At 49.8% G+C, this 19,241-nt stretch carries 11 protein-coding genes and 2 pseudogenes; 11 read left to right on the top strand and 2 right to left on the bottom strand.

All coding sequences use genetic code 11. The features are described from left to right. Positions 1 to 394: 394 nt before the first annotated feature. Complete coding sequence (locus NRG23_RS03030; RefSeq protein WP_257373719.1) at positions 395 to 3,655, bottom strand: hybrid sensor histidine kinase/response regulator; 3,261 nt, start codon at positions 3,653 to 3,655, stop codon at positions 395 to 397. 233 nt (positions 3,656 to 3,888) lie between these two features. On the opposite strand from NRG23_RS03030, the gene NRG23_RS03025 reads away from it, so the two are divergent. From NRG23_RS03025 to NRG23_RS02985, 9 genes and pseudogenes are all read left to right on the top strand, one after another. Then, positions 3,889 to 5,082 carry an EAL domain-containing protein gene (locus NRG23_RS03025; protein WP_257373718.1) on the top strand — a complete coding sequence of 398 codons (1,194 nt, stop codon included), beginning with the start codon at positions 3,889 to 3,891 and terminating at the stop codon, positions 5,080 to 5,082. A 231-nt stretch (positions 5,083 to 5,313) separates the two neighbouring features. After that, positions 5,314 to 5,943, top strand: coding sequence for a transporter substrate-binding domain-containing protein (locus NRG23_RS03020; protein ID WP_257373717.1), 630 nt, complete (start codon positions 5,314 to 5,316; stop codon positions 5,941 to 5,943). 42 nt (positions 5,944 to 5,985) lie between these two features. Next, a complete protein-coding gene (locus NRG23_RS03015) occupies positions 5,986 to 6,588 on the top strand; it encodes a transporter substrate-binding domain-containing protein (protein ID WP_257373716.1) in 603 nt (200 codons plus the stop codon). Between the two features lie 68 nt (positions 6,589 to 6,656). Next, positions 6,657 to 7,691, top strand: coding sequence for a histidine kinase dimerization/phospho-acceptor domain-containing protein (locus NRG23_RS03010; RefSeq protein WP_373922246.1), 1,035 nt, complete (start codon positions 6,657 to 6,659; stop codon positions 7,689 to 7,691). A gap of 371 nt (positions 7,692 to 8,062) precedes the next feature. Beyond that, positions 8,063 to 10,345: a hypothetical protein gene (locus tag NRG23_RS03005; RefSeq protein WP_257373715.1), complete on the top strand. Its 2,283-nt coding sequence runs from the start codon at positions 8,063 to 8,065 to the stop codon at positions 10,343 to 10,345. Further along, complete coding sequence (locus NRG23_RS03000; protein WP_257373714.1) at positions 10,338 to 12,602, top strand: hypothetical protein; 2,265 nt, start codon at positions 10,338 to 10,340, stop codon at positions 12,600 to 12,602. Before NRG23_RS03005 ends, NRG23_RS03000 begins: the two co-directional genes overlap by 8 nt. Beyond that, positions 12,599 to 13,117, top strand: coding sequence for a hypothetical protein (locus NRG23_RS02995; protein ID WP_257373713.1), 519 nt, complete (start codon positions 12,599 to 12,601; stop codon positions 13,115 to 13,117). The genes NRG23_RS03000 and NRG23_RS02995 overlap by 4 nt, the downstream gene beginning before the upstream one ends. 92 nt (positions 13,118 to 13,209) lie before the next feature. Then, positions 13,210 to 14,616, top strand: coding sequence for a site-specific integrase (locus tag NRG23_RS02990; protein ID WP_257373712.1), 1,407 nt, complete (start codon positions 13,210 to 13,212; stop codon positions 14,614 to 14,616). Positions 14,617 to 14,669: 53 nt separating this feature from the next. Then, positions 14,670 to 14,762: pseudogene (locus NRG23_RS02985) on the top strand (DUF808 family protein); the annotation flags it as partial. Positions 14,763 to 14,821: 59 nt separating this feature from the next. Here NRG23_RS02985 and NRG23_RS02980 read toward each other — a convergent pair. Beyond that, positions 14,822 to 15,355: pseudogene (locus NRG23_RS02980) on the bottom strand (DUF808 family protein); the annotation flags it as partial. A 424-nt stretch (positions 15,356 to 15,779) separates the two neighbouring features. Between NRG23_RS02980 and NRG23_RS02975 the strand changes: the two are divergent. After that, positions 15,780 to 17,498, top strand: coding sequence for an ATP-dependent endonuclease (locus tag NRG23_RS02975; protein WP_257373711.1), 1,719 nt, complete (start codon positions 15,780 to 15,782; stop codon positions 17,496 to 17,498). Between the two features lie 2 nt (positions 17,499 to 17,500). Further along, complete coding sequence (locus tag NRG23_RS02970) at positions 17,501 to 19,126, top strand: UvrD-helicase domain-containing protein (protein WP_257373710.1); 1,626 nt, start codon at positions 17,501 to 17,503, stop codon at positions 19,124 to 19,126. Positions 19,127 to 19,241: the final 115 nt, after the last annotated feature.

The following is a 19,241-nucleotide window of genomic DNA, read 5'->3' as shown; positions in this document are numbered from 1 at the left end:
TTCATTGACGGAGCCCAGACAAAGGGGCTAGCCACTACCATTCAATCAGAGCCAGTATCGACCGGCTTACATGGGCCATCGGCAAGAAATTCCACAGGAATGTGGCGGCTAATACACATCTGAAAATCTGTTCTCTTACAGGCTTCAGCATCATTCTTTACATTATCCATGTTAAGAATTTCTAGCGTTTAAATCTCCCTAGTATCGCAAAATGATCTCATGCGCTTATATTTCAACCGAAAATAGTTATCCGTCTTTGTGACGAAACGTAATCGGTGGGTATACGCCCGGGCATCCCGTCTTGCTCGGTTAGACCGGTTGCCATTTATGTGGTGGCCTGCTCAAATCACGCATCAGAGCGTTCTACTTCGATCACCAGACCTGTGCGTCAAGGTCAATGGGTATCCACAAGCTGGTTCAGCAGTATTTGGAAGCGCCCAAGTAAAGGCTTCAAACCAGACACCGATGAAACGCCCCCCCCTTGCGCCAAAGCAATCTCTACCTCACGACTGGCTGCTATCAGGCTGGGTATTCTGGCAACAGACAGAACTCCGCGAATGCGATGCAGCAGACGTATGATTTCGCCGATATCTTTACGCTCCATGGCCGCGTGAATGGCATCGAGATCTTCTGCCATGGAACTGACAAACAGTGTACGGATCCGCTCCGGTAACGCCAGAAGGTCTTCCCCATCGCCTTGTGGACAGGGTTTGTTCCGAGACTCTACCCTGATCATCCTGACAGTTTTTTCGTCTGTCACTTTCCTCAGGCAGGTATAAAGAGCATGCAGAGTGATGGGCTTCGTCAGCCAGGCGTTCATTCCCGCCGCGATGCAGCGATCACCCTCTTCCCGTAACGCATTTGCGGACACAGCGACAATCGGCAGCGCACCATTGTTCAGCCTTAATCGCTCGGCGAATTCGTAGCCGTCCATTACCGGCATGTTCACATCCGTCAACACCACATCGAACTCGGCATGTTCCAGGCATTCCAGAGCCTCCAGCCCGTTACCGACCAGCGTAACCGAACAGCCAAGCTGTTCCAGCTGTTCGGTGAGCAGTGCCTGATTGACCGGATGATCTTCCGCCAGCAATACCCTCAAACCGAGAGCCCCCTCGGGGCGCTCCGAATCCGAGGCGGTGGTCAATGCCACCGGCCAACCCAGCGCCAGCATCACGGCATAGATCACACCCAGGCGGCTATGCACATTGACCCGCCATCGGTGCTCGCTCAGCAGTGGTTGAACACTGGCATCATGCCCGGCCACGATCCGGGGGCCCTGCCAATCCACCTCAGGCAATGACTCTGGCAATAACTCCAGCAGCAACGCTGTCCGGTCTGGCGGCTCTTGTGTCTGTTTGTCCCACGGGACGACGTTGCCCATCGACATCTCAAGCCACTGGCAAATATCGTTGGTGAGTTCGGCTACCGGAGAACGGACATGGATTTTTGCGCTCCCGACCTGGATGATCTCTGGAAGCCGAACACTGCTTTCCACTTCCTGCAGTTCCACTTCAAAACTGAAACTGCTACCCAAACCCGGCGCACTGACCACTTCCAGGGTCCCGTGCATCATCTGGCTGAGTTGGGAACAAATGGACAAGCCCAATCCGGCACCGCTCGAGGTATGCTGTTGGTTATTGGCCTGATAGAACGGTTCGAACAGATTGACTTGCTGCTCGCTCGAAATGCCCACGCCCGTATCGACGATCTGCCACTGCAGCCGTACGCGCCCTTCTTCGCGCCCAAGCACGTTCAAGTAAAGCGTTACCCTGCCAGCCTTGGTGAACTTGATGGCGTTGCTCAGTAGGTTGTTGATGATCTGGCGAACCCGTATGCCGTCGCCCAGAACCCCCTCTGGCAGGTCCGTATCGACGCAGCTGTACAAGAGCAGTCCCTTGCCATCGGCGATAGCCGAATAGTTGCGCACCGCTTCCTCCACCACATCCAGCGGAGCAAAGTGCCCAGTATCCAGCGACATTTCTCCGGCTTCGATCTTCGAGATATCAAGGATGTCGCTGGTCAGTTGCAGCAGAATGTTGGAGGCCCCCTTGATCGTTCGTAGGTAGCCATGCTGTTGCTGACTAAGGTGCGTCAGCCCCAGCAACTCCAGGGTCCCGACGACACCGTACAAAGGCGTTCTGATTTCATGGCTCATGATGGCCAGAAAGCGGCTTTTTTTTTCATTTTCAGCATTCGCTCTGCTTCGGGAAACCAGCAGCTCGGATTCAGCCTCTTTATGGGCTGTTATATCAATGAACGCACACAGCGATGCGGGTTCTCCTTGATAGGTCGTTGGTGCAAACCGCGCATGTAAACAGAGCGAACCGATAACGGCGCAGGCTTCGCCATTAACCGGATTACCCTCCTCGAACATGTGCCAGTCGTGCGTCAGCTGCACCAGATCGTCCTGCTCGCCGAGCCATTGCAAAGCTAAAGAGTTTTGCATGACCAGCTGCCGACCACTTTCCTTGATCACGCACAGTGCTACAGGTGTTGCCTGGATGATGCCCTGACTGAACTCATCACGACTGAGCAGAGAACCGTAATATTGATCGGTAGGGCTGGAGATGTTTCTCCGTTGCCACCACAACAACAACCAGCCTAATCCCAGACAGATGATGAGCAATAGCGCCACATTGAATAGCTGCCATTTGGCATCCTGGAAAAGTCGCTGATAGCCAATGTGATAAATGACATGCCAGCTGTTCTCGGTTCCGGAACTGCGCTTGATCAGCACCCCCTTCCAAGTTAGATAGATACCGTCTTCATAGTCAGAGTTCGAGCTGCCAGAACCCAGCAAGACCACTCCATTTGGAGAGATCAGATCCAGCGAATCGAAAACCGGTGCCTGCCGTGATGGGGTGTGATCATAGATGCTGTTCAATTCAAAAAGCGTGGCGGCAACAATTCGGGGAGACCCGCGGTTCATACCCCAGGATTGATCGGGCTCCTTATCCGAAACGTAAGCGAGCACTTCCTGACTATGACTTCCCAGAAACGCTTCACCCGGACGCCAATACACTCGATGGGCGTTGGGATCCGGTGGATTTTCATGCACGGCATGACTGACCCTTTCAATAACACTTAGCAGGCTGTTACGGGCCGTTTCGCCGCGTCCGGCCCGGCGCTCGATGGCAGGGATAGCCATTCCAAGCTTACTGTCAAGGTCCAGCAAGAACATCTGTGGCGCGGGATAAATTGAGTCGCTCCAGAACCCATGGTGAAAGTTCGACAACATCATGCCCAATGCCAACTTCCGAGACGTGGCCAGGTGATCGGCATTTTCAGGCACGGCATTGGGCAGCACCAAAGAAAACGCTGACGCGCGCGCTCCCCCGGCCACGTCATAAAGCGTCAGATGACTGGACTCTTCTTTAGTGATAGTTGACGTCATCGTCTCGACATCCGACTGGTAAGGCGCGGGGGTCGATCGGATGACTTGCAGCAGAAAAAGCTCGTGCTCGTGGATCGCGCCGATCAATCTGAAATAACTGTAGTTAGCCTTGATTCGTTGCGTTGACAGCACCTTGTAGATGGCCCAATAACTGGCACCAAAAAAGAAAATCGTCAGAAGAAATGAAGACAGCAAAATAAAGTTAAAGCGCAGCGAAGACCTGGACAGTTTGCGCAGATTGGAACGAATGGATTTCATGGACAGCCTAATTCAAATTATCAGCTACACCCTGTCGACGACTGAGTAACCGGGCCCGCGCCGCGCGGCTGCCTGCCGCCAAGCCGCGTGCTGTGTAAGAAGATTAACGGATTCTGCAATAAATCCTAAGTGCCCAGTAGGATAAATCCTAGTACCTTCATAGAAAGCGCTGATCGTCACTAAGGCGCGTTTCCTTCAAGGTAGGTCCATCGCTTACTTCCGGTTGACCCGTCATGCAGCCCATCAGCTTTCTTATACTCGACGCACAGCACTGCGAAAGGCAGCGTATCGTCGCGCTTCTACAACCGCTCGAACCGGGGCCAGTACATCAAGCCTCGACAGGCCAAGAAGCACTCGAAGGACTTCATCGCTGTGGCGGGGTCGATATCGCGATCTGTAATCTACGCGCGGCCGGCAGGGATGGCTTGACCTTCCTGCGCGAGGTCAGCAAAGCCCACCTGGCCCGAGCCATTTTGACCACTGGTCAAATGGACGCCTCATTGTGCAGCGCGGCCCAAGCCATGATCACTTGCCTTGACATGCAAGTGCTCGGGGACCTGGGGCAAACCAGCGATGTCGAGCAGATAAAGATTGCTCTCGATGCTTTTCGTGCTGGCAGCGACAAGCCCGTGACACCTGAGTTGAATGCTCCGCCTTCCATTGCGGATATTCAGCGGGCATTCGATGACGATGAATTCGAGCCCTACTATCAACCCAAAATCATGCTCAATGGCGGCGAGCTTAAAGGCGCGGAAGTCCTGGCGCGCTGGAACCATCCGAGGTTGGGGATCCTGTCACCCGGCTACTTTCTGCCGACCCTCGAAGCCCATCACCTCATTGACAAACTGCTCGTTCGGCTGCTGGAAAAGGGGCTGATGCTACAGAAAACCTTGTCGCTATTCCTCCCGCCCGTTGAGTTAGCGTTCAATGTGCACGCCACGCAACTGGGCTCTACAACCTTTGTCGATCAGGTTGAAAAAGCCTTGAGTGAACTCAGGCTACCTGCCCACGGATTACTCTTCGAGATCACCGAAACAGGTTTGGTCAATTCTACGGCCAATAGTCTGGAAAACCTGATACGCCTGCGATTGATGGGATGTGGCCTGGCGATGGACGACTTCGGCAGTGGTTATTCATCATTGCAACGACTATGTGACCTTCCTTTCAGTCAACTCAAATTGGACGGTTCCTTTGTGCGCGAACTTGAGTCACGCCCTGATCACCGCGCCGTCATCGAAAGCGCGGTCAGGCTGGCCGACTCCCTGGGTCTTTCACTTGTGGTGGAAGGCGTGGAGACGTCGGAACAACAAGAGCAATTGCGCAGGATGGGCTGTTCCATTGGTCAAGGTTATGGCTTGGCAGGACCGATGTCAGGGACGCATTTTTTCCAGTATTGCCTGGACGCTAAACGCAGCAAGCGCGATTAGCGGTTTAGGGCCTGAACACCTCTCCCTGAAATCGCCCGCCGCGTATCTCACCTGAAACCCATCAGGCCAGGCTCACTCGGCCTTTAATCAGCCATTTGCAACGGTGTGCTCGTTACCTTGAGACCACGTTTTTTATCCATGGACAGCGTCGTGCCAACACGCTGTGAAGATCCTCATGACAGCAAGCCCTCAAGGATGGTGACGAGCTCTTGACCTTATCTGGTAACTTCCATGTTCAAACCCCGCTCATTGATCCGCCCTTGCGCAATGCTGGGCGCCCTGTTCCTGATGCTGCCAATCATTTCTGCCTGGGGCGCGACCAAGACATCTGAGCACCTCCAATTGTTGAGCCAGCTCTCATCAGAACATCGGGACATACAACTTTCCGAGCAGGACTGGGCCTGGCTGAGGCACAAGCGCAAGCTAACGCTTGGCGTCTCTCTGCCAAGTTTCCCGCCGCTGGATATCGTATATGGCGACGGTAATTATGAAGGCATCAGCGCCAACATGGTTGCCTTGCTCAGCCAGCAATTGGGCATCGAAATCAGTGTTCTCAATCTGACGGATCGGGCCGAGGCGCTCGAGGCGCTCCAATCCGGAAAAATCGACCTGCTCAGTGGCGCCAACAACTTTGAACTTGACACCCATCCCGTAAGGTTGAGTCGCCCGTACGCGGAAGACTCTCCGGCTATTTTCCGTCGCCAGGGGGACATTCGCTCGCTTCCCAAAAACCTGAGCGGAGCGACGATCGCCATGGCCGAAGATTATCGGTCACCCAAGGACGTGCAGAACCTGTTTCCGCAAGCACAGCTTGTGCAATTCAAGTCACAGACCGAGGCCATGGCTGCGCTGGCCTTTTAGCAGGTCGATGTTTATCTGGGAGATTCAATTTCGGCCTTTTACATGATCAACCAGAGCTTTTTCAATTATGTGAAGTTCGATCGACCAGTGGAAATGAACTCCAATGGTTTCAGCTTCGCCGTGAAGCAGGACAGTACACGTCTGCTGCAGATCCTGAATAACGGCATCGATGCGCTGGGCCAGGTAAAACGCTCCTATATCATCAAACGCTGGGCAGGCAGTGGCTTTGTCTTGTCCGGGGACAAAGTGACCTTGAGCGCCCAGGAACAGCAATGGATAGCGCAGCATCCGGTGGTCCGCATGATCGTCAACGATGACCTGGCACCCGCCGCCTTTTTTGACGCCAACGGCAACTTCAACGGCATTGTCGCTGATTTGTTCGACATCATTTCGTTACGTACCGGATTGCAGTTCGAGGTTCAGCGCACGGGCAGTTTCAACAATCTTCAACAGGCCCTGAACGCTGGAGAGGCCGGCCTGGCGATGTTGATTCCCACGCCGGAAAGGGAAACCTTTCTGCGCTTCACCCCCTCCTTTGCGACCAGTTCATTTGCCGTGGTCAACGCCAGGGCGAACAAGACATTCAACGGACTTCAGAGCCTGCAAGGCAAGCGCCTGGCCATCGCCAAGGGCAGTCCGTCATAGCACAGATCCGCAGCGAGCATCCCGGCATCCACCTTGTCACGCCGGCAACCATACTGGACTCATTCGGTATGGTGGCCGAAGGCAAGGCAGATGCGGTCATGATGCCCCTCTCCTCCGCGCGCTATTACACCAGTCGACTCTACGACAATACCCTGCAGATCGCAGGGATCACGAGCGGTAACGAGGCCACCCACAACTTTGCCATGCGCCGTAGCGATACTGAATTGCAGTCGATCCTGAACAAGGCAATTCTGAGTATCTCGCCCGATGACATGAACTCGATCACCAACCGCTGGCGCGCCAATACCGCAATGAGTGGCCAGACCTGGCGAGACTACCGTCAGGTGATTGAAATCATCGCAGTGGCGATGACGGTGGTAGCGATCATTCTGTTCAAGGTTTTGCTCCTGCGTCGGGAGATCAAAAAACGTATAGAGACCGAACAGGCACTGAATGATCAATTGCAGTTTCTGCAAACACTCAGCGACGCCATGCCGCAACCGATTTACGTGCGTGATCGGGAGGGACGTATGCTTTCCTGCACGCGCAGCTATGAGCAAGCCCTGGGCCTTTCCTTGAACGACATACTAGGAAAAACCGCCCTGGAAATGCCCTTCGACTGCTTCGGAACTATCTCGGACTTCCATCGCAACTACCTGCTCGCCATCGAAAGCGGAGATCCGATCCAGCAACGCCGCGAGATTATTCTGGGTGACAGAACCCTCTGGATCGACCACTGGATCCAGCCATTCCGCGATTCTGGCGGCACAATCAAGGGCGTTATCTGTGGCTGGCTTGACACGACAGAACAGCACTCGTTAATTGAAGAACTGCAAGCCGCAAAAGCTCAGGCCGATGATGCCTCTCGCGCCAAAACCAGCTTCCTGGCCACGATGAGTCATGAGATCCGTACCCCGATAAGTGCCGTCATAGGAACCCTCGAGTTAGCGTTGAAGCGCGCGGACCAAGGCGTACTCGATCGTGCAGGTATCGAAATTGCCCATAAGGCTGCGAATAGCCTGCTGGAGCTGAATGGGGACATCCTCGATATGTGCCATTTTGCTATTTACGCCAACTATCATTCTTTACATAACACGAGGTGAATCAAAGGTATAGCGCCCAAAATAGCCCCCCTCCAAGAATGACAATTATCATTTCCCCTCCATTATCTGATTATTATTATCAGAATTACAAAAAATATAATAAGCAAAATAACATACAACAAATTGATTTCGTCCCACCTTTAAAAAACAATGCTTTAGCACACATCACGCAAGAAAACTTTTAAAACTCCGCGATCAAAACACCTCAAGTATCTATATATAATAAAGCAACAACTAAAATGCCATGCAAATATTAATCCAATACATGTAAGTTAGATAGTTTTCATCAGAAAATAAAAATAGCCAAGAGGGTATTGACGAGAAGCAAAACATGCTGCTTTATAAATATTAACACCCGCCCGGTACGAATCATGATAGCGACTCCATACTTGAATCAATATCCAGTTGTTGCAATCGACGATGACATCGCGCGCAACTTAACTGCTATATGTGATACGGAAAAAGACAATCGCGCCTTACGTACCGTGTCTATGCTGAATGCTTTTCTTGACATAACAAATCAAAGTTTGAGCCGCAGAAGCATCCGCAAACCCGAAGATATCGATGAACTCCTCTATGGTTTTGAGGGGTTTTTAAACAGCCACACTGATTATCCTGAGCGCACAATAGGCTCGTTGTACAATATGCTCCGTCGCATGCTACGTGAAGCATTTGGATTTGAAAAAGATAACGTTCGAACCGGAGATAAGTCAGCTTGGAAAGTTCGCCAAGATCATAGCAACAAACACTTTAGTAAGATGCAAAAGTCTACGACCAGACTAAGATACTATGAAGGCTGGTTTGGTATCTCCCGTGACGAACAAAAAGTTTTCATTGATCTTTCCAGATTTCATAATCAGTACGGGGAAAAACTAACCAACTATTATCTTGAGCAAATCAACAATCATTGCAGCAAATACTCAGCAACATCCGTAAAACAACAAATCAAACTTATGAGACCAACAACCAACCTTATCTGCAAGCTATACAACAACAAGCGTAACCTGACATCACTGCTATCAAGCATCAAAGTCAATGAGTTTGCTGAATTGCTATTTGCCGAGAGAAAAGCGAACTGCATTCTTAACGGAAACAAGTTAAAGTTTTTCTATATTGAATGGACTACGACCGTTTCCATTTTGAAAAACACTATTTTAGGGACTGCCATTATGGCAGAGCCACTCTACCCCCTATTCTGCCCAACTTATGAAGTTGCTAGAGATACAAACGTTCAAGAAAGCTTGTACGAGAAAGCACTCACGTATGTTCCTTTGACCATTTCAGATGAAGCAGCTTTTGTTCAGTTTAGGCGAGCGATAGATGGTGATATATCAATAGTCTCAGATTGCTGCGTAAAAACTTGCCAACAAGAAATGGAGAAATTAACCCGCCGCGCATTGATGGGGGAAAAGGGTCATGTAATTCATGATTTCAAAAATAAAGAGCTGGATGTTCACTTCTCAACGAATGACGTGCTTGCAACTTGGAATGAATATACCTATAGAATAAATGAAACTGGAATTTTTAAATGCATTCCACCTAATGAACTGATCGATATAATCAAGCCCTTAGGTGCATTCACTCTTTTCCCATACCTGATACTTATGGTAGAACAACACGCTTTCATCACTCCGACGTGGTTTACGGACTTTGAGCTTTACAACAAAAAAGGCCAAATGACTGGCTTCACGCAGTCGGGTGATAAATATATAGCGACAAGTTTTAAACCTAGAAGCAAGCCTAAAGCACGTCAGTCAGTTATATGTAACGATATATCCGCGCAACTTATGAAGGACATCATCGCTTTAACAAGTGAGGCCCGTGCTTATCTGAGATCGATCGGCGATCCCAATTGGCGATATCTGCTATTGAGTGGTGGGTTAGGATTCACTACGCCGAGCAGAATTACAAACCTGACTAAATATACTACTCGTACGATTAAAACAATTCCACTTTACATAAATCTTAGATCGAATGACTACATCGCGGAAGAAAAACGAGAAAGCCTCTGCGGTAGTTTGTCTCTTCGAGCCATGCGCGCTAGCCGAGTCATACAGATCTATCTGGAGACACTTAGTCAAGATGCTGTTGTACGCGAGTTAAGGCATAGCGAGCACAGTAGAGCTTTAATGAATGATTATCTGCCGGCTGCTGTACGCGAATTCGTAATGGAACGATGGATAAGGTTATTCCAGAACGCAATCATATATGAAGCAATGAAAGACAGCCCTTATCTACTTGAGTCGCTGGACTTCAACACTCAGGAAGAACTCGACGAATTCCTATTGAACCACAAACCACACTATCGAATTAGGCCTGAAGTCGAGAAATGTTTCTCTGATAGCTACCTGAGTGACAAGGATGGAGAGATTCCCGGTACGTATGACCGTGCCTACATTGCTCTCAATAAGCAGAAGCTTATTGTGCTGCTATCCCTCTACCTAGTGATATCTGAAGCGATGAACTCCAAATCCAAGATAACGTCTGGAGCAATGAGGTGGTACCCCATCGCTCAACTGCTTACTCAAGCAGCTAATCTGCAAAAGGAAGGGAACCTAACAGATATTTGTTCTCATAGTGTCAGAGAGCTTCTGAAACACACTGCTCCCGATATCGTCCTGGCCAAAAAAATGGAAAGTCTGGTTTATGAATGAAGCTCTACTTAACGCCGAAACTCTTTCTTCCTTTACCATCAGTGAAGAAAACTCTTTTGCTGATGCGACAGCTCTGCGGAATTTCGTTTTCTCTACAATGCCTGCGGGTTGCGCTATCACTCGCCCATATTGGTTTTCTTACGATACGACGTTTGATGGCAAAATCTGGAAAGAATATATCGTAACGGACGTTGGTAGGGTAATTACTCGAACGATAGATTTCGAAATCCAGCTCTATAACGGTAGCATGTTGACGGATTCACAAAACAAACAATTACTGGATACATTTCGTTACTGGATCGCCTACCAAGTACATCCTAGATTCACAGGTGGGAAAATCTACGACCCCGACTATGCCCACGCGACGTTAACAAAGGTTCTTCAGACTATTGATTGGATAATCATCAATGGAGAACGGTTGGAAATTTGCGAGCGGGGGCTTGCAATGATAAACGAGAACAACCTAATAACTTTCCTTGGGGACGTCTTAGATAAGCCTACGAGTGAGTCAATCTACCAATATTCAGGAAAAATGTCTGATTGGATAAAAGGAAAAATTAACGAAATTACAGATAAAGACATTGAGCGAGAAACCAGCAAACATCCTGAAATTAATTATCTGCCACCTAAAGAAGACATGCAACTGTCTCTTAGCGAAGACGAATTGATTAAAGCTAGAGTTTGGTTTTTCAAACATAATTTTTATTATTACGAGCGCAACGCGTACGTGCTTCGTTCAAGCCCGATAATAGCGATCCTGTATGAAAACACTCTAAACGGCAGCAAGATAAAGCCACTCCAATTCGAGGAATTGAACGTAGGAGAGGCTTTTGACAAAACAGAATATCCTCAAGTTGAAATTCGATCTTCTAAAGGTGAAGGCGTTTCTTATCGCATACTCAACATATATATAGCAATATGGAAGCGTTTACCGGCCATTTCGGAGATCGATTGCGATATTGATCGTAAAGCCATTCTAGGCTTGACTAAAGGAAGAGTGTTGACTGGACGAATTCTTGCTCCTGAGGGACGCTATCGTACAGCCCCCATAGAAGTGGTGCTCGATGCGTTGAGAGGCAGTATCGAATTTACCATCAAGTACGGCGATATTATTCTTGAAGAAGTTTTCAACACCTTAGAAATGAGGTCGAAAGGTGGAGAAACAATAAGATCAATTTTCAATGCTAATGGACTTACAACTGGCATCATTTCATCTAGAGCTGCCGAGTTAGGCGTTACTCATTGGTCAATATCGAGGCAGGATCCTGAGTTTTATAAAAAGGTAAGAAATAACAACGGGCTGGCGGAGATGTTTCAAGTACTCACAGGCTCCATTCAGATCTTCGTCGGCGCGGTAATGGCGAGGCGTCGCGACGAAATGGTCGATTTAGATAGTGCCACATGTATCTTCCCACAGAGTGATCCATCTTTACCCGTCAACTCCAAAGTTCCTTACTATCTTGTATTTTTTGGCAATAAAACTGGGGCCGCGGGAGAACGTGAAATCTTGAAGCGCCCGATTCCGTTAAAAGCAGCAATTTTCCTGAGAAAACTCAGTGCATTCAATGAGCGCCTGATCAGCATTGGCGTTCTGAAGTCTGGATGCACATTATTTCAAAACGTCAGCAGACTGGATGGCTCCGTAAACTCGCTGTCGCGGACATCGCACTATAACAACTTTAACATCGCATGCGACTATTTCGAGTTAGCGACGACCACGATCAAAAACAAAGGCGTAAGGCGCTACTACATTCGCCAACACCAGCTCAGACGTTTTTTTGCACTGGCATTTTTCTGGGGTACTGACAACCACGACCTTGAGACATTGAGTTATATGTTAGGGCACACAGACGCTCGGCAATTCTACCGGTATGTAACAGAGTCGGTGAGTGGTCGCGTGCTTAGGGAGGCCAAGGCCAATAGGATTCAAGGCAGCCTCGACAAAGGGGCTAATGACATTGAAGGGCTCTATCTCCTCAAGGATATGCTTCGAGAAACCTACAATGCCAAACAAGTTCATTTGAAGACTTACGACGAGGTTTTTAGCAGCGTCCAGCCGCTGAATGATATGAACCTCGTAACGACTAACGTCCCGTTTGAAGAATACATGAAATCTAACTCATTCGAGGGCGATATCATAGACTTTCTCGACAAGGGCAGGATCACTTTAGAACCCGAGTTCATGGACTTCATCGACATCAATGGCAACCATGCCTGCAAGATACACCTTGTGCTTATGGTTAAGGATATCGAATGAAAATTCATGAACGGACAGTGGCGTCAATTGAGTCTAAATATGCACTATTGAAGGCATTGCAAAAAAGCGACGATTTGAACTCGATTAATCCTGCTGTATTGGGATCTTTAGAGTCGCAGGGAGATTTTGCAGCTTTCCGATCTGAAGACTTAGGCCTAACGAGGCTAACCCTCAATGCATTCATACGCGCATCGAACATCTTAATTCACGGTGGTTTTTACACTGTGGATTCATTGCGAAAAGAGGTGCTCCGTCGGAGCAAGGTGGTTCCTAAAAAATCTAGAGAACGGTCTGACACCCGAGCGTCGCTGCTCCTTAAAATTAAATATCTTGAGGAACAATTGCTCATGGCACAAGAGAGCCAGATGCAATTGACCTATGTGATATGTGAATTACGCAATAAATACCTAAGCATCGCATCAATCAAGCCTGAGTCAGTAAGGGCTCGATATGAGCAGGATATTGGCGAAATCTACGCAACGCTAGCAGGCTTGGATCTGAACATTCTGGACTAATCAGAAGATGGACGATCGAATGAGTTTGAATGGATCAATGGCGATCAGATTATTAATTAATAGTACACAATACTCACAAAGCGGCTGACATAATGGAAAAGCCTCCCAAAGTCGTCACCATACTTTCGCCTAGCATGAGACTTCCCGACACAGTCACCCTTGCCGGCAGACTGACATTGCGGGCGGCTCCAGAGCTACCGTTCATTAGTTATCCAGACGGTCGCAGTTGTCCATTCGCGAATATGTATGTGCTTAGACTCTACAATGAGAATTTCTCACTCATCAATGATGGAGGTACTGTTTCCGAATATGCTTACGAAATTAGCCACATTATACGGTTTGCCTTCGATAACAAAATTTCACTTTTTGAAATAAGCGATTTAAGATTCAAGCAGTTTCGAAATTGGTTGGAAGCGAAGAAAAAAAACGGAGTACGAAAAACTGGCACAAGACAAGTAATAAAAATTATGACTCGAACCTTAGATTTTTTGAGCTTTATAGGCGTGAGTATAGGCAATGATTTATACGTTAGTCCAAATGGCTTGCTTAGGGGAACTAAAGTAATCAAAGAAGTCAGGGGACCAAACAAAAATCCAAATGCACCTCCAACAACGATAGTGGGTTGGACTCATTTGCACATTCCTATTGATGATGGTAGAGAGGGACGAGGCGAACCTATCGGAGACGATGCACTCGATGCATTAAAATTTCAAGCAGCATCGAAGTTATGCCCATTTCTAAAACGTCGCACCGAGTTGATGCTTATGTTTTACGAACACCTTGGAGGACGAAGAGGGGAAGTTGTCAACCTTCAAATCTCAGATATCGAATCAGCCCTTGAAAGTGGGGAATTCATGACCAACTTGATGATGTCATCATACAAGGGGGCTAGGGGAAAAACGAGAGAAGTACCTGTTTTTCGCTTTGTGTTGGAAGAAGCAATGGAGTTCGTAAAGACTCAACGTAAAATTGTAATGGACAGTAATTGGAAAGGCGATAAAGACCACGGCTTTTTATTTGTTAGCGTACGTACAGGAAAACCGTTGTCCACCAACTACATTACTAATATTTTTCAGGAGCTGCGTAAAAAATCAGGAATTGAGGAAAAAGCACATGCTCATCAACTTCGCCACCTGGCGATCACACGGTGGTATTGGGCCCTACTCATGAAAGATTACGCGAAAAAAGGGGGAGCTACATACGCCCAGTCGTCTGGAGCTGTACGAATAAGAACGTTAAAATTAATGCAGTTTGCTGGGCACATTGACGAAAGGTCGGCTTACCGATACGTACACGATAACGATAAGAAAGCGGCTGACATGACTGTCAAAGAACTAATATTAGAAAATGAAGAATTACTTCACGTTTATAAGACGACATTAATTTCTGTTCTTTCTGAGATTGATGCAATGAGCGGACTACCGGTCGATATAGAGAGGATCAAAACCAGGATTGCTGCATTGCTTTCCATCGACAATGAAATGAACAGCTCTTCGTGAGGAGAGTTATTCCTGAAGAGACATGGTTCCGCGACACCGAGGCGAAGAGGTATGAAGCCAAGAAGATCAAAGGCGCTATTACCACCGATTTCGTTTTGAGCGCGGAGATAGTCGTGATCACACTGAACGTCGTGTCAGAGGCTCCTAAGCCCTCCCCTACGCCCCGTACCGCTTGCGCGAAGATGCCACGAGTGGTGGTCTTGACCATACGCAGGCCTAGGTCGTCTATCCGGACAATACCAGCGACCAAGCCGTAAACACCAAACGTGACCAGTAGGGCTATCAGGCTAAGCGTAGCGACTTGCTGAAGGAATGGCGCTTCAGAGACAACATTCAACGTGATGACTACGATTTCAGCGCTCAACACGAAATCCGTGGTGATTGCGCCTTTAATCTTCTTGGCTTCATACCTCTTCGCCTCTTCTTCGCTGAGCACCTTCACCTTGCGCGTGCCGTCCCCTTTGTCCTTAGGAGCTAGCTTCTCAATCAACGACTCGATGCCCTCATAACAGAGGTATATGCCGCCGATAACCAGAAGGCCGTGCACGATAACTGGGGAGATGTAATTCAGCCCAAGCGCCAGGGGAACCAGGATGGCCTTGTTAACAAGCGATCCCTTGAGTACGGCCCACACCACCGGCAACTCACGATCAGCCTTGAGTTCAACCACCTTCTCAGCGTTCACCGCCAAGTCATCGGTGAGTACGCTTGCCGTCTTCTTCGCGGCCACCTTGCTCATCACCGAAATGTCGTCCAGCAGCGTTGCTATGTCGTCGAATAATGCAAAAAAACTGCTCGCCATCGGTTAACTCCTTGGGTTCACTCCCTAGACATCGGTGACGTCTCGACGTTCTCATCAGCTTGCAGTGGTGGACGTAGGACTCGATGTGCAACTGCGTCTCGGCTCTCAGTGACGTTCGTACAAATTCGCAGACCAATATCTTACGAACGACCGCTTTTGAGCTATTCACACTGGGGATCCGCAATCCAAATTGCCAGACGAAAAAATGAATTCGGCTTTTCAGTGTGCGTGGTTGGTTACTTTGCCGTACGTGGTCTAGCATGGCGCTACTAATCGCCCATAATTACGGATATCCGAGTTTCAGGAGTCCATCGTTGAAAGGGCCTACAACAACTAAGGCGCGAAGGCCCCTACTACAATTATGAAAATTGATTACGTCGAACTTAAAAAGTACAGAAACTTCGCGGACGCGCACATAAATTTTGCCAAGAACAGTCTGGTGATCGGAAGCAACGACGTTGGCAAAACAAACATGATTCATGCGTTGCGACTCTTACTGGACAAGAGCCTATCGGACGCAGATATCGAACCTTCGACACGCGATTTCCATTGCGCGCAGGATGGCACTCAGGCCGACTCCTTTTCCATTCGTATTGCATTCTCTGAAGTGACCCAGGACGCTGTACTTTCCCAGCTAAAGGGCCTTGTCAGCGCTAGTGGTCACTTTTTCCTTGAATTTCGCGCCTACAGTGCGGACCACAGCTACGAGATCGCTGCCGGCCATGACCTCGCTAACATGGAGGTTATTCCTAGCCGCTATTATCTGAAGTATCTGCACCTAAAATACATCCATTCCCAGCGGGATCTGCTGCGATATATCCGCTCGGAAAAAAAGCACCTACTGCGTCTCGCGCAGGCTGCGCGTGACCAGACGCAGACTGACGCAGACACTACGCAACTGGTGGCGCTCAGCGAGCTGCTGGAATCCGTGAATAAAGGGGTGAAGAACCTGCACTACGTTGCGGAAGCGACCAAAGATCTGAACGACGAATTGAAGGCGCTCTCCCACCATCACGCTGGCTACAACGTGTCTCTAGATACCGGTGCGATCGGCATTGAGCAGTTCATCGAACAGCTGGAGCTGGGCGCAAGCACCAACGGCTCGCGCGTGATGCTCGGGGGCGATGGTCGCAACAATCAGATCCTCCTGGCCTTGTGGAAGGCCAAGAGCGTGCTGGAGTACGATCAGCACAGCGAGGTGGTGATCTACTGCGTCGAGGAGCCCGAGGCGCACCTGCACCCACACCAGCAACGCAAGCTCGCGAGCTACCTCATCAGCGCACTGCCCGGCCAGACAATTGTTACTTCGCATTCTCCGCAGATCGCTGCAAGCTACCGACCGGACTCGATTGTGCGCCTCCTGCGTGAAAACGGAGCCTCCCGCGCGGCAAATCATGGATGCTCCAATTGCATTGACAATGCATGGACAGGGCTAGGCTATCGAATGAGCATTCTTCCAGCGGAAGCATTCTTTGCCTCGGCAGTCATGTTGGTCGAGGGGCCATCGGAAATGCTTTTTTACAACGCCCTAGCACGAGCGCATAGCATCGATCTTGATCAGAGCAACGTGTCCCTGCTTTCTGTTGATGGCGTGTCGTTCGAGGTTTACAGGCGCGTGTTGAATGCGCTGGAAATTCCATGGTCCATGCGGACCGACAACGACATCTCGAATATCTCGCTTGGCCCCCAAGGGGCGCAAGTGACTTGGCGCCAAGTGGCGGGCATCAATCGCGCTCTGGCGATGGCTGGCCTACCTCCCCAGCCACATCGCCCAGTGCCTTACGATCAAGCCGCCTCTTTGGCAGATGGCAACTGGCACGCGGTAAGTGCTGCCGCAGCCCCTTCAGGGATCTTTCTCTCGCGGATCGATCTAGAGCACGACATAGCAACCGAACTCCCGACGCTACTAACTGGGTTTAAAGGCCATCAGTTGGCTGAAGCTGTCACTTACCTACAAGGCAAAAAAGCCATCCGCATGCAGCAGTTCATTGAGCACTGCGGTGCTCTGCTCCGTGCCCCAGAAGATGGCCATCTGTTAAAACCGCTCATTCATTGTATTAACGCAGCTGCGCAGGCCTAGAAATGACTGTTTTTACGCCTAGCTTGGAACAAACCCAAGCCATTCAATGCGAGGGCGACATGGTTATCGTCGCCCGCCCCGGAAGCGGAAAAACCAGCGTCCTGTCATGCAAGGTCCGAAATTTGGTGTCCGAACTGCGCCCCTATCAGGGCATCATCGCCATTTCCTTCACGAACAAAGCGAGCGATGAGTTGGAACGCCGATGCAAGGCAGACGCCTTCGACGTTAAAAGCTCTTTCTTCGGCACGATCGACGATTTTTGCCTACGCGAAATCGTTTTTCCGTTCGCGCGACAGTTGATGCCTATGGCCGCTGAATTGGAAACGGTCAAGGTTGGAGAGCTACCTGAATCGGTGAGGCGCATGCTGCCGGCAACACCAATTCAGAACGGGTCCGTTGCAAACACGGCCGAGTTTCTACCGTTCTTGCAGGAGGCACTCGCACAGGGGTTCGTCCCCCTGGAGGCCGTGGGTATGCTCGCCAGCCATGTGATCGACCAGTCCCTTGCCTGCCAGAAATACCTCACGGCAAGGTATTGCGGCGTGTTTATCGATGAGTACCAAGACAGCGGGTACTTCCAACACCAACTCTTTTTGAAGCTCAAGACTCTGGGGTTAACCGCCGTTGCAGTCGGCGACGGTGACCAGTCCATTTATGTTTTCGCGCATAAGGATCCGCGCTACCTCCTAGCACTTACGGTTCCGGGCAGCGGCTTTGCCTACTTCGCCATCACCACCAACTTTCGCAGTCATCCATCCATTAGCGACTTTGCACTTCGCCTGCTCAACCCAAATCACCCGATCGCGCCGACGAACGAAATGCGGGTGTTTATTAAGACGATCGATGGGAACCAGCGTGCAATGGGTACTTGGTTAGAAACAGCCATTCCTCATCTCATGCAACACTTTCAAGTGGAGTCGGCCGGAAGGGTCGCCATTCTGTGCCGACATCAGCACTCGGCTAGATTGATTGCTGACCACTTGAATCTTGCCCACCATCTTGTCGAGGTGCCCCCCTTCGAAACCACACCGTCGGCCGAGGCTAGCATTTACTCGGATCTGCTGAATTTGCGCTACGACCAACAGCTGACCGCCGAAACACTGATTGAGCGCGCCGGTGCGCTCAAGCTTGCCTCTCAAGAGCGACGTGCACTCCGCCGGGCGATTCTAAGTTGCCGGTCTTGCGTAGAAGGCGACCTGGTGACGACCGTACTCGACGCGGCCATACGTTTAACGGGGCGGCAGTCCTCGCCAGCGGGCACCATGGAACTTAGGGCTATCTGCGCGGATGCCGACAAGCTCCGCAGGTTTCAAAGCCCAAGTCGCGATGCCGTTCAGATCATGACGCTGCACAAGGCGAAAGGGCTGGAATTCGACATCGTTTTCCATGCCGACCTTTACGATCACGTAATCCCGGCTCGCCTTTATCCTCCGAATACGTTTCAGGTTATCTTTGCGAATGAAATTCAGTGCCTAAATCTGCATTACGTGGGTATTACACGGGCAATTAAGGCTTGTGTGTTAATGACGTCGACCTCTCGCATCAATGGACAAGGGGAGGTTAAAAACGGTGCTCCATCACAGTTCATTGGGAGGAACGGGACTAGCGCAATATCCATTCCTTGGTAACGTCAAAGATGGGGCAATCCAGTACGCTGCTGAGGAGCAATAGGTTTTTATCGAACCCTGGGACGATTTCGGTAATGCGGCCGATAACGCCCCGGCGCGTTGTTAGCCATCGACC

It is taken from the genome of Pseudomonas sp. T8, from assembly GCF_024610635.1.
Taxonomy (GTDB): Bacteria; Pseudomonadota; Gammaproteobacteria; order Pseudomonadales; family Pseudomonadaceae; genus Aquipseudomonas; species Aquipseudomonas chlororaphis_I.
This window is presented reverse-complemented; position numbering and strand designations above follow the sequence as displayed.